Origin of the sequence: Argonema galeatum A003/A1 (assembly GCF_023333595.1) — a bacterium.
GTDB classification, from domain to species: domain Bacteria; phylum Cyanobacteriota; class Cyanobacteriia; order Cyanobacteriales; family Aerosakkonemataceae; genus Argonema; species Argonema galeatum.
Map to the genome: position 1 here is coordinate 49,281 of NZ_JAIQZM010000022.1, position 13,101 is coordinate 62,381.

The 13,101-nt window shown below is 45.3% G+C and carries 11 protein-coding genes; 7 read left to right on the forward strand and 4 right to left on the reverse strand.

Annotation, left to right across the window (positions count from 1 at the left end):
* A partial coding sequence (locus tag LAY41_RS21080) for a glycoside hydrolase family 38 N-terminal domain-containing protein (protein ID WP_476726990.1) occupies positions 1–1,715 on the reverse strand: 1,715 nt, incomplete at its 3' end.
* A gap of 814 nt (positions 1,716–2,529) precedes the next feature.
* Between LAY41_RS21080 and ltrA the strand changes: the two genes are divergently transcribed.
* From ltrA to LAY41_RS21095, 3 genes are all read left to right on the forward strand, one after another.
* Positions 2,530–4,266, forward strand: a complete 1,737-nt coding sequence (gene ltrA / locus LAY41_RS21085; protein ID WP_249102636.1) for a group II intron reverse transcriptase/maturase — start codon at positions 2,530–2,532, stop codon at positions 4,264–4,266.
* A gap of 114 nt (positions 4,267–4,380) precedes the next feature.
* Positions 4,381–6,378: a hypothetical protein gene (locus LAY41_RS21090; RefSeq protein ID WP_249102639.1), complete on the forward strand. Its 1,998-nt coding sequence runs from the start codon at positions 4,381–4,383 to the stop codon at positions 6,376–6,378.
* A gap of 30 nt (positions 6,379–6,408) precedes the next feature.
* Positions 6,409–6,903 carry a DUF29 domain-containing protein gene (locus LAY41_RS21095; protein ID WP_249102640.1) on the forward strand — a complete coding sequence of 165 codons (495 nt, stop codon included), beginning with the start codon at positions 6,409–6,411 and terminating at the stop codon, positions 6,901–6,903.
* A gap of 430 nt (positions 6,904–7,333) precedes the next feature.
* Here LAY41_RS21095 and LAY41_RS21100 read toward each other — a convergent pair whose 3' ends face one another.
* A complete protein-coding gene (locus tag LAY41_RS21100; RefSeq protein ID WP_249102641.1) occupies positions 7,334–9,907 on the reverse strand; it encodes a DUF3769 domain-containing protein in 2,574 nt (857 codons plus the stop codon).
* A 114-nt stretch (positions 9,908–10,021) separates the two neighbouring features.
* Entirely contained in the window at positions 10,022–10,138 is a 117-nt protein-coding gene (locus LAY41_RS21105) for a photosystem II reaction center protein I (protein WP_249102642.1), read from the reverse strand.
* 237 nt (positions 10,139–10,375) lie between these two features.
* Between LAY41_RS21105 and LAY41_RS21110 the strand changes: the two genes are divergently transcribed.
* The 3 genes from LAY41_RS21110 (at position 10,376) to LAY41_RS21125 (ending at position 11,692) form a co-directional block, all read left to right on the forward strand.
* Positions 10,376–10,609 (forward strand): ribbon-helix-helix domain-containing protein, encoded by a 234-nt coding sequence (locus tag LAY41_RS21110; protein WP_249102643.1) that lies wholly within the window; start codon positions 10,376–10,378, stop codon positions 10,607–10,609.
* Between the two features lie 175 nt (positions 10,610–10,784).
* Positions 10,785–11,168 carry a hypothetical protein gene (locus LAY41_RS21120; RefSeq protein ID WP_249102646.1) on the forward strand — a complete coding sequence of 128 codons (384 nt, stop codon included), beginning with the start codon at positions 10,785–10,787 and terminating at the stop codon, positions 11,166–11,168.
* 83 nt (positions 11,169–11,251) lie between these two features.
* A complete protein-coding gene (locus LAY41_RS21125) occupies positions 11,252–11,692 on the forward strand; it encodes an NADAR family protein (RefSeq protein ID WP_249102731.1) in 441 nt (146 codons plus the stop codon).
* On the opposite strand, the gene LAY41_RS21130 is transcribed toward LAY41_RS21125, so the two are convergent.
* Positions 11,689–12,204, reverse strand: coding sequence for a sterol desaturase (locus LAY41_RS21130; protein ID WP_249102648.1), 516 nt, complete (start codon positions 12,202–12,204; stop codon positions 11,689–11,691). The genes LAY41_RS21125 and LAY41_RS21130 overlap by 4 nt on opposite strands.
* 93 nt (positions 12,205–12,297) lie before the next feature.
* Here LAY41_RS21130 and LAY41_RS21135 point away from each other — a divergent pair, with 93 nt between their 5' ends.
* Positions 12,298–13,089, forward strand: a complete 792-nt coding sequence (locus LAY41_RS21135) for a 16S rRNA (uracil(1498)-N(3))-methyltransferase (protein WP_249102650.1) — start codon at positions 12,298–12,300, stop codon at positions 13,087–13,089.
* The last annotated feature ends 12 nt before the right edge of the window (positions 13,090–13,101 follow it).

The following is a 13,101-nucleotide window of genomic DNA, read 5'->3' on the forward strand; positions in this document are numbered from 1 at the left end:
CTTTCATCCCCCTCCGTAGACGGGGGGGGAAAGAGGGGGGGGTTCTTACTAACCAATGACAGATAATCCTCAGCAGAGGCAAACTCCAGTTTAGGAAAAAAAGGAGATTTTTCCCAACGTTTAGCTACCTCCAACATATCGCGAGTCGGGCCGCCACCGTGATCGCCAACACCAGGTAACCAAAGAGAATTGGGCAAACCAGTTTTGATTTCCCAATCAACCGCATATTTCCCCATTTTAATTGGGTCGATACTTTCACCAATCAAGGCAGACATGAGGCTGAATATCTGCGTGCCATCCGGTGACTGCCACCAGAAGATGCCATAAGGAAATTTAGTGGTATCGTTCCATTCCAACTTCTGGGTAACAAAATATTCAATACCGCCTTGTTTGAGAAATTGAGGCAAAGTCGCGCAGAAACCAAAACTATCCGGTAACCAAGCAACTTTACTCAATTGATTAAACTTCGCTTGAACGTAGCGCTGACCGTAGAGGATTTGTCGTGCGATCGACTCACCGGCAATTAAATTTAAATCCGGTTCCACCCACATTCCGCCGACAACTTCCCAACGTCCGCAGTTAACTTGTTTTTGGATATCGGCAAATAAGTCTGGGCGATGTTGTTCGATCCAGGCATATAAAGCTGGAGTAGAATGGCAGAATATTAATTCTGGAAAATCTTCTTGTAATTGTAAAGCCGATTCAAAGGTACGTTGGGCAGCTATCCAAGTTTCATTCACTGGCCATAGCCAAGCCATATCTAAATGAGCATGACCCAACAAATAGATTTTGGATTTTGGATTTTGCGCGAAGTGGGCGTCTTGGCAAGCGAGTGTGGTCTTGGGGGTTTCCCCCATGAACACCTCGCGCTGGTTCCCGTCACGATGCCCACCTTCGCAAGAGAGGATTTTGGATTGGAGGGTTTGGCGGAGGTAAAAGAGGGAATTATCGAATTCTTTAACATCTGGCAATGCTGACCAATTAATATCGGCAACAGCCATATCGATAAAATCTAGATTTTCTGGATCGAAAGTTTCTACATAACGATGCAATACGGCTAACTCATCGGCGACAAAACCAGGTTCGAGACGGTTGTTCTCGGCAGATTCGTAAATGCAGAGCGATCGCATCAACGCTCCATTATCGTGACCCGGACTAACCAAGCGCAAAACCACTAAAATTACTTCGCCTGGAGTTACAGACGAACTAAGAACTACCCGTGTAAAATAATCAAATAAATCTCCTGACTGCACCAACTTACCGTTAACATAAATTTGAGCGTCTTCAGCCCACCAAGTTAATGCCAGTCGCAATGTCAATCCTTTTAAAGGATATCCTTGCAAGTCTTGTGGAACTACAAATTTTTGTGCCAACCATAATACTTGGCGTCCGCGTTCCCAAGCAATATGTCCTTTTGCGTTTAGCTGAACAACCGGCAATTCCGAATATCGATTATTATTGGTTTTGGGAACATCTGAAAAACCTCTCTCCAAACCTCTCTCCTGCAAGGAGAGAGGCTTTGAATTCTCCCCCTGCCCTTGAAGGGAAGGGGGTTGGGGGGTTAGGTCTAACCAAAAGTCAGATCGATCGCATTTCCAGATATCAGTCAAAGGTAAGTCAACAGCACTAGATCGCCAATTTGACAGCACATCGACCTGAGTCAGCTGGCGCAGTTTTTCAATTGATAAATCGATAGCTTTATCTTTTGCTGTCATTTGGCGTAAAATATTGCTGGAGTTTCCTGTCGATCGCAGGCGAGACACTGGGGCTACGGCGCAAGAGTGAGAATCAAAATGTCGTCCATAACCTTAAGTGACGCTCAAAGTTGCTTTTATAAGTGTACAATAAAAAAGCTGGTGCGATTCGTTGAGATTTGGGCCAAACCCAAACCCAAAAGGTGAAAGTGACCTGTCAAATCTCGTATATGACCAAAAGCAAGGATAATACCCACTTGAGGACTATACAACTCGTTATTCATGGAGGTGTAAGCCCTCCCCTGGTGAAGTGTCCAGTCAAAGCATCTCCCTTACCCTCAGTCAAGAGGCAACCATAGCTGGGCGAAAAGTCAGAAACTGAGTGAACCTGACACTCATGACTGGCGAGCAAGTTGTCAAGAGTACGCAAGGAAGTTACGTCTGAATCACCGTGATTATTAATGGGCAACGCAGGGGTCAATAGCCCAAGCCAAAAGGCAAGGATAAAGGATTAACCACTCGGCTAAGGATTAATCACACTTCCAAAAGAAACCCGGTGAAAAGTAACACTCTAAAACAACAACCAATGGATAACGGGAACGAAGTAAAGCGTTAGTAAGCTCCTATAATTCGATTTATAGGTAGGAAACTCTGACAAAGCAACCAATGCCCTAACGTGAAAGATTGTTCAAGAAGCAAAAGCCTAGCTGTAATGGCTACGGATACGCTGACGTGAACACTGAGTATTGGATGATATAAGAGCAAAAAGATGCCACAGGTTAAAACTATAGTCACTTCAGTTAGTGGGGTTGGTTTCCAGCAATCGCCCATTAATGTGGCTAAAGTAGCCTGGAAACAGCTTAACTGGAAGAAAATCGAAAAAGCTGTTTTCAAACTTCAAAAGCACATATATCGAGCCAGTCAAAGTGGCAACGTGAAGCTAGTTAGGAGACTCCAAAAACTCCTAAGTAAATCGTATTACGCCAAATGTCTAGCGGTCAGAAGAGTCACCCAAGACAACTCCGGAAAGAAAACCGCTGGAATAGATGGAGCCAAAAGCCTCAACTATTCACAGCGGACAAAACTAATAAACACTTTAGATTTTACATCCAAAGTGTCACCATTACGCAGAGTTTGGATACCTAAACCAGGAACAGACTCTAAGAGAGGTCTTGGGATACCGACAATTCGAGACCGCGCAACACAGATGCTAGCCAAATTAGTCATAGAGCCAGAATGGGAAGCTTTTTTTGAATCCAACTCGTATGGGTTTAGACCGGGACGCAATTGTCATGACGCCATTGATGCAATTTTCAAGCAAATAAGTATGTCCGCCGAAAAGTGGGTATTAGACGCTGACTTTGCTAAATGTTTTGACAATATTAGCCATGCCCAATTGTTAAAGAAATGTAGGCAGTTCCCGGCACTTCAAAGACAGCTAAAGGCATGGTTAAAGGCGGGGGTAATGGATGGATTAGAGTTTTCAGAGACTCCGACAGGTACACCAAAAGGAGGGGTAATTAGCCCTCTGTTGGCCAACATCGCATTACATGGGATGGAAGAATATGTGGATGCCTACTGGAGACAAAATCTGAGAGGAAAATCAAATTCCAGGTACTACTATATACATCCCAAACTGGTTAGATACGCAGACGACTTTGTAATCCTACATCCTCAAAAGGAAGTCATCGAAGCACTCAAACAGGTCATAGAAATATGGGCAAAAAATGAGATTGGTTTGGAACTCAATGAATCAAAAACCAAGATTAGAACTACCTCAGAGGGTTTCAACTTCTTAGGCAACAACATACGCCAATACAAAGTAGGCAAATATAGAGCCGCCAAGAACTGCAAAGAAAATCTAGGACATAACCCCCTTATCAAGCCCACAAAAGAGAAGGTTCTAAAGCATCTTGAAAAGATTGGAAAAGCAATCAAGAAACATCAAAACAGCCATCAAGCTGTTCTAATTAAGGAATTAAATCCAATAATTAGGGGTTGGTGCAATTATTACTCACCAGTCAGTGCCAAGGAAACGTTCTCAAGTTGCGACTACCAAGTGTGGTTAAAACTAAGAAGCTGGGCTAGAAAAAAAGGAAAAGGTAGCATCAACAAAGACAAATACTGGAGAAATGGGTGGAATTTTGAAACTGAAGATGGTTTTAAATTAGCCAAACATTCTGATACACCCATCATTAGGCATATCAAAGTGCAAGACAGTAGAAGTCCCTTTGATGGCGATTGGACTTATTGGGGTCAACGCCTTAGTGAGTACAATGACTTAACATCCAGGAAACAAAAGTTGCTTAAGAGACAAAAAGGCCAGTGTTCTCACTGTGGTTTATACTTTCACCCGGATGATTTAACCGAAATTGACCACAGAAAACCTAGAGTCGAGGGCGGTAAGGACACATACGATAATCTAGACTTACTTCACAAACATTGTCACGATGAGAAAACAGCTACTGATATTGAGAGACAGAATCTCGAAGGAATTCCCAGTAAGAAGACCAACAAGAAGAAGTCACAGGATAAAAAAGTAGTTGCAGGTGTCAATCACAATGACCAATAATCAGAGGAGCCGGATGAGGTGAAAGTCTCACGTCCGGTTCTGAATGGGAGGTAGGGGTAGAAATGCCCCTATCGACCCCTAATTAGATTTGACGCAGCCTTTCTCCATAAGATTATGCCTTCTTCCGCCGGTCGCTATCGCAGCAGATTATTGAATTTCTTGTCGCGGCAGTCCCGCCGCTTGGTAGACAAGGGCGATCTAGCACTCAGACATATTCGAGTTGGCGCGACATGGGCAGCTCAGATACTACTTTACCCAGTGTATCTCGCATTTCAAGCGGGTAGATTGGCTGGAAGGCAACTACAGCAAACGTTACAGCAAAATAATTCTGCCTCTCCAAATCTTCCACTTTCTGACACGCCAATTCAGCGAGTGCTGGAAACGGTTAAGGGCGAAGCATTCCTTAACATATCTTTGGGTTCGACTAAAAAATTATCCTCGGAATGCTTCGATCCTACAATACCCGTGGATTTATCTGCAAATGAGGTAGCCGCAGATGGGAATATGGAACAAGATCTGGCAATTCAGGGAATTGCCATGCGGCTTGAGACGCGAACTTTGGTAGTAGTTACCGCAGACAATGAAATTCTGGACATTTTGACTCCCCAACAGCAGCAAGAAATCTTCAAGCAAATTAGGTTTGAAATACCTAGCTACTTGCATGACCAGTTGGTAGCTCGAAATGCTAAAACAAAAGTTATCAATCAACTTTCACTTTTAGACGATCGCCCCAATCTTTTAGCACCAATTCGCTTGTTCCGAAAACTGATGACTTGGGTGCAAACGGGACCTGTCGCCACTCTCGTCAATCTGTTTCAAGAAGAAACCTTACTTGTCAATCTGGAAACTAGAACTCAGCAGTTAAAACTAAAAGGTCAAGAATTAAAACTCAAGAGTCAGGAGTTACAACTTAAGATAGAAGAATCTGCGATCGCATCGGCAAAATATCCAGAAAATGAGGCGATAGACCAAGAAAACAATGAAAATGTTGAGGTAAAGTCAACTCCTGTACAGGAATCAGCAGAAATGGCGGTTCCATCTTTCATTTCTAGCCTCGATCGCAGGATTGCCGAACTGGAAGCTGGTAATCTAGCAGTGGTGACAGAAGTAACTGCATCTGTGGCGCATCGCAGTCAGGAATTCCTCCAATTGGTAAAAACTCGCTTGATTGATTCTCATCTTACGGTCAGCGATGTACCAAATGTGGATATTGATGATTTTCAAGCGCGTCAGTTCAAAATTCAAGCTTTAATTAAGGCAGCGGTCGATTATTTTTTCGGGGCCGATCGGGCCGTGAAATTACCTGACCAAACAACACTAACGCTTACTTCTTCAGAAGAACAAACAGTAACTCCACCAATTATCGGTTCTTCTGAAGAACAGTCGAGGAAGCGATTCCCATTTAACTGGCCTAAATTATTATCCCATCGGGGGTTGGAAACGCAGACGATCGGACCCGATTCCCAAAATAAAAAAACCAGTGAAGAACCCTGGCTAACGCCAAACGATCTCTTTGGCGATTCACTAAGCAATACATCCCAAAACTTACGCCAACTGCCAGGAAAAAAAAGTTCTGCCACCCCTGCTTCTATCGCGCCGTCTAAACAGACGGTCGTTGCTGCTGGCAATAATATTCCGAACCGAATCAATAGGGATCGGAAACCTAAGCAAGCAATTGTGAGGCAACCTGAATCTCATCCTTCTGAATCTGCCCAGAAAAAAGGAAGGAAGAGCGAAAATAATTCTAATTCAGATCCGATAGTTCGCTCAAATAATACCCGTACTGTTAATAGTAACACTTCGCATTCCAAAAGTAAATTATCCCAACAACAAAATGCTGTCAAATCTGCCTCTACATCAGCGCGGAAGAAAAGGGCCGATCGCATCACCGATGAGATGGCAGTTCAAGCCGCAAAAACTGCCAGAGGCGGACGCGAATCTTATGATAATTCCGAGTCAGATTGGATAGAAATTAAAGCGAAGCCAGCAGGATATGTGAAGCACCCCTTAGAGCATATATTAGAATTGCTCGATATGGCGATGTTGTGGCTGGAAGAAATAATAGTGAAAGTATGGAACTCATTGCTGGGGAATTTAACAAGAAGAAAGTAAATTTATTAATGTTGAGGTTAGAGAATCTAGATGTACGTACCGAAAACTAACCCAGTCACAGCAAAGCCTGCACCAAGCCTCTACGAAACAGATTTCTATGGTTGGACGCAAGCACAAGCCTCCTTATTGCGCGATCGTCAGTGGAACGAGCTTGACCTGGTAAATTTGATAGAGGAGATTGAATGTTTGGGCAAACAACAACGCCAAGAACTGCGAAATCGTTTGAGTTTGCTAATTGGACATTTGCTGAAATGGGAGTATCAACCACAACGCCGCAGCCGCAGTTGGCTAGCCACGATTCGCGTGCAGCGCCGCGATACATTACGACTGCTCAAAGATAACCCAAGCCTAAAGTCTTATTTGGAAGATGCTGTATTAGAATCATATCAAAATAGCAGAGATTTAGCAATGGGAGAAACTGACTTGCCAAAGCAAACCTTTCCGCTAAATTGTCCCTACAACTTGATGGAGATTCTGGACGATTGTTTTTATCCTGGAGAACCTAGTGAGTTAGTAAGCGAATAGGAGTTATATAAGTCATTTTATCGTGCGAATGAACGAGGTGAAATTCAGGCAGATGTCGATTCCGATCTAGTCTTCAATACAATGATCTGTCTGTGGTAATCATTGGTTAAATTTTTACCGCAGATGAAGACAGATGAACGCAGATGAACGCAGATATGAAAAGAGATTTTTTAGCGTCCTGATGCTACCGGACATGATATCATTTCCGTTGGCATCCTTATTGCATAGTAGGGGCGGGTTTATTTAGGATATTTATGAGCAGCAGAGTTTTTCTATAAACCCGCCCCTACAACACCTCAAACTATACGATAACGATCGATTGGACATGATATCATTCAATTTTGGATTTTGGATCGATCTTCCAGTCCACTTAAGTGGACTTTAGCTATTAGCCGTGGACTTGAGTCCACGGCTACAGAGATAAATGCTGCTAATAATCTTGGATAACACCAAAATCCACAAAACGCAGCCCATTACCGCCGAAAGGTTCCCCGCCATTATTCCAATTGAAATCGCTCACGCGAAACAGTATGGCACCCAGTTGCAACTCTGGGTTGTAGCGTAAAGTAATCCCGTAGGCGCGGCGACTGTATTCCAAAAAATAGTCAGTGCTGATACTTTTATTGGTATCCAAATTAATCGCTGTTTGAAAACCGATCCTAAACGGCCCATAAAGTTGCTGAGTGATGCCAAATGAAAAGACTCGCTCATCAACAACGCGATCGAAAAAGAAAGGCGACTCACCATTTCTAAACACCCGCGTGAAGCGGACATTAAAGCCAGTGTAGTCCAGAAAAGGCCGGGAAAAATGACCGAATTGCCCAACAAGAGAAAGAGTCCCAGTGAAAGTGTTTTGGGTTTCACCGTTGGTGTATAAACTGGTAGTGCCGCTGACGCTGGGAATTAAGGAAATAAAAGGAACAACTGGAACCGGCGTATATCTCAAACCCTGTGAAGGTGTAGCCGGTAAAGGTTTACCTCGCCAGAGAGAGATACCGCGACTGACAGAAACGCTAGTCTGGAAGCGACCTAAATTAGTGCGGTTGTTTGTCCGCACGGGTGCAAGCAATTCCACGCGATCGGTATCGGCATTGATATACTGACCGCCAACCTGATAGGTAAGGATGGCACCCGTTTTCCCCAAAGGAAACACGGGAGAAGTCAGCACAGCGCCTAGAGATTGTTGCACGGTTTGATATCCCAGAGAACCGTTGAAAAGTTGATCGCGGTAACTATACTCCAGGGTTAGTCTGTGGGGGTTCCTAGTGTCGCCGATTACCTGAACCAACCTTGTACTGGCCCGTATTTTCTCTGCAATTTCTTCTGAACCGAAGTTGTTGACAACCGCAGCTGCCCCAATTATAGTGCGCGGGCCAACGGTGGCGCTGAATCTGGCTCTGATACCGAAGAGTTCGGGGGGGTTGCCAAAACCTTCAGATATTGCCCGCTGAAGAAAAAACTGCGGTGTGAGTGAAAATCTAATTCGATCGCTTCTGTAGACCTCAAAATTCCGATAGATGAAAACGCCACCCCGTTCTCGCGCATCATACCCAAATTGAACGATCGGCGGTTCGCGTTCGGTGCGATCGAACACATAGCGCGATCGCGGAATTGGGAGTGCCAAACCTTGATCGAAAACCAAACGAGGGCGAGTCAGCGCTACCTCATCCCGCAACGGTGACACCCGCGTCACGATCGCTTGGTCAGCCCGTATTTCCAGTTCCGGCGGCGAAAACGGGTCATTGGTAAACCGAACATTTCTCGCTGTTAAACCTCTGGGATAAAAGTCAATATTCTCAGCTTCAAAGCGTACCCGCTGGATTAATCCACCCCTTTGCGCCGACGGTAAACCGCTACCCGGTCTGGTGCCGCCGAACACTAAGTTTATCCCACCAACATTGCTGACTTGTTGTGCTTGACCTGCCAAGAGGCGATCGCTCAAAGGTCGATCGGCTACAACAGGAGGAACGACCCCCGTGTTTGGTAAGTTAAAAGCTAAATCGGTGCCTGTGGCTGGCAAAAATATCTCGCCAGTGCCGTTTCTAATGTTGCCGCTATCTTGGACAAAGTTATACACGATCCTCTGACCGCGCAGATCCTGTTGACCGCGCCGGAACGCCGCCCTGCCTTCCGCAACTGCCACGCGATTGACCAAATTTCCCTGCACGCGATCGGCAGTCAGCACCCCACCCTGATAGCGCATCTCCACATTGCCCACACCCGTGAAGATTTGCCGCACGGTATCGTAGTCCAGGCGGTCTGCAAACAGTTCTATCACCCCCACCGTCGGGGGAATGTTTGTAGGTGTCCCTGTAGTAGGCTGCGGTCTATTTTGAGATGGTCTATTTTGAGATTGTTGCCTTTGGTTTTGGCGTCTGTTTCGGAGAGTGCCGATCGTTCTACCAATATGCTCTGCCGGTAAGATTTCCTGTTCTGGCGTGGGTGAAGGTTCCAGTTCTTCAAGAAAGTCGGTGGGTCTATCCCTTGACGTTTGCGTCAGTTTGGTATCCCGCAAAGTAAAGTAGGAAATTCCCACATCTTCCGATTTCTCAGATCCCAATATTTCATCAACAGCAGCAAAAGCAGATACCGAGTTTAGTTCGGCTATCTGTTTCTCCTCGTTCCCAGGCATTGCCAAATAACTCCATTCCACTTCTGAAACGATATTGCTAGTGGTAGCTGATGCCGATCTAGCCTGGGATGGAACTACCACACTCAAAGGCGAACCCAACATAGCAGCGCTTTTTGCTGCACTGATTCGATCGGGCCAAGATTCTGTTTCTGGCAGCGGAGGCGTCGCCAGTATTGTTGCTGCGATGTTTTCATGGGCAGCAGGTGACAAGACTGAGTTGTCAGTTGTCAGTTCTTTGGACTCATGACTGCTGAGTGCCAACGGCTTGTCGCTTGTCAGTAGTGGGTTGTCAATTCTCGGTTCTTTGGAACTGACTGCTGACAATTGGCTAATAATCGCGGGCGGTTCGGGGGGCGGAACTGCGTAGGGCATTTTCTAAGACAATGAAGCGGGTTAACAGCCCAGACGCATTTTTTCCGCGTTTGAGGCTGTGCGGGCGAGGAATGCCTCGCCCAGACGGCCTTAAGGCTAGACTGCGATCGCAGTCTATTCCATATCCCGCTGATTGGGGTTCCGGGCGGGGTCGTTAGACAAGAATCCGAAGACGAATAAGCTAACGAAGAACAGGACAACGACATAGACAACGACTTTGAGGGTATCCATACTGGTATCTCCGAAGGTGTGAACAGCTGAAGGTATCTTTCATGCAGACAAGACAGCTTTATATGATACCGAATTATGGCTCCATTTTTAGCGTGGGTAGCTTGGATCTCAGGATAGCAACCTTGAAGCAGGGAGGAGATGTGCAGAACGACAGTTGAGCTTTTAAAATGGATGTTGCTATGGTAGCATAATTTATTATGATGTGTAATAGCTTATTAAAGAATAAGTTAAAACGTTATGATGTTTAGTGAAACAAACACACAAACGAGTAGGGCTTCAGTGGGTGGAAAGACCGACCTAGCAGGGGTTACAGCTTATATCCCTAAAGAATGGAAGGCAGAGCTAGAGCAGTGGGCGGATGAGGACGATCGCTCTGTCTCTTGGTTGCTGTCCAAGCTGATCGAGGAAGCGTTGGAGCAGCGTCGCCAGAATAAAAAGCTAAAGGGCAAACAAGGTGAGCCAAACGAATAACGAAAAGCCTGAATCTCGGCACAGTGCAACTGACCCCGAAAAATGTTACCAGATGGAGCGGAAGTATGGCTGGAAGCTCTTAAGAGTGGAAAAGACCAAACACCAAACCTTAAAAGTTGATTGTGTCTTTGAAGGCGAGACAGAATTTCCCAAGTATCAACAAGAGGACTAAACGATGGGTAAATACATTATTTTTAGAACGGAATCTGCTAGCGCTCAGGGGTGGGAAGAAAGGATGTTGGCACACACAGGCGCTTTAACTACCTTATTGGCTGAGCATTACGATTCATCAAATGCGCCCTTGCCAGAACCAGGTTACAGGTTAAGAGACTACCATCGAATTGAGCGTTTCGTTGATGAGAGTTACCCAGATGCAAGTACGCATAGCCGCGTTGGTGATTGGGAAGTTGCCAGAGTAGAGGAGTATACGCCTAAAATTTCCGTTACCGATTTTGAGTCTATTGTTATTTGCTATTGTAGATACTCTCCTGTTACGACTCCTCTGGAACCATTACCTCGAATTAAAAGTGTAGAAAAGCTACAAGAAGCACAAGTTTAGTTTCTGAAGGAGTGACAAATAAGCAATACCGTGTAAGCCAGACTTTGCAAGGATTTCAACGATACTTATCACCCCTCGAAACGATGACTATCTACTTTTACAGCACTCGCGAAGAATACGGCTGTTTCTCCAACTTTTCAGCCCACGGCTTTGAGTTGGATGGGGTTTATTGGCCTACCAGCGAACACTATTTTCAAGCACAGAAATTTGTTGGAACAGCGCACGCAGACCAAATCCGCCTGGTGAAAACGCCAAAAGATGCTGCGAAAATGGGGCGCGATCGCACTCGTCCCCTCCGTCCCGATTGGGAACAGGTTAAAGATGATATCATGCGGCAGGCCGTGCTGCGAAAATTCGAGACTCATGCCGACATCCGCGAAGTGCTACTCTCCACAGGCGATGAGTTAATTATCGAAAATTCACCGATCGATTACTACTGGGGTTGCGGGGCCGATGGCAGTGGCAAAAATATGCTGGGGCAGGTTTTAATGGAGATTAGGGAGATTCTGCGCGATCGCACTTAACCAACTCCCAAACCAGCAAACTTTTTTCTCTTGACTAACCTCAAAAATCGCCACCATTTTTGTGCTGGTTTATCGTAAAATGTAAAAATATCTCCATAAGCAAAATTTCCATTCTTGTGATGAAGCCAATGTCGCTCAGGAGTTGTAATCGAAAAAAAATTGCAGAGGCGCTGAATAGTCTCGGATGTCCTATAATCATTGATGGAAGTATGCCTCCACAAAACATGGAGTTCAGCTAAGAAAAGTCCCAGAATAGTTCCCCCAGGCGATATCTGCCAAAGCCAGGGTACAAAAATTAAATAAGGAAGTACACCCATAAATCCATGAATCAAAACTAGCGGATTCCTAGTTATTACAGCATAATAAATGAAGCTGCGATGCTTCTGACTGTGATGGACTAAGGTGTGAAATTTACCAAAGATATGCTCAGGAACATGATAGAGAAATGTGGAGATAAAATCTCCAATTAGCAGCAAAAGTACCGCTGATAAAACAGCTTTAAGAACTTCCAAGACTAATCCCTCACAACCAATAGATAGGTTAGTATATGAAAGTTAATATTTGTTTATTTTAAGATTAAATTTTGATAAGTCTGGAGATATAGATTGACTCAGTTGCAACGGTTGGCGATCGCACCCTCCCAACTCCAAGATCGGCAAATTTTCCTAACCGCGCCGCAACAGCACTACCTCAGTCGGGTATTGCGGTTAGAAACAGGCGATCGCTTTATTGCCATGAACGGACAAGGACAATGGTGGCTAGCTAAACTACAAGGGGAACAAGCGGAAATCTTAGAGCCGATTTCTGTCCAAACCGAGTTACCAGTAGCCGTCACCCTCATGGTAGCCTTGCCGAAAGGAAATGGATTTGACGATGTTGTGCGTCAGGTTACCGAACTGGGCGTAACTTGTATAATACCGACAATAAGCGATCGCACCCTACTCAAACCCAGTCCCCAAAAACTAGAACGCTGGCGACGGATTGCTAGTGAAGCAGCCGAACAATCAGAACGCCAAATTGTGCCCACAATTCTCGAACCCGTTCCCTTCACCACAGCTTTAGCATTTTGTCAAGAATCAAACCGTCTGCATAACCAAGCAACAGAAGAGAATTTCCCAGTCCCCAATCCCCAATCCCCAGTCCCCAGTTCCCAATATATCTGCGTTGCGCGTGGCGACTATCCCCATTTACTCGATCGTCTAATCCACACTCAGCACTCAGCACTAACGATCGCCATCGGGCCAGAGGGAGGATGGACAGATGCAGAGATACAAAAAGCTTGCGCCGCCTCTTTCCAACCAGTTTCTCTAGGTCGCCGCATCCTTACTACCGTACTTGCACCGATTGTCGCCCTGTCCCTGCTGGCAGGAACCTCAGAAATGGGAACAATGAAGTAAAGAAGGGTAAAG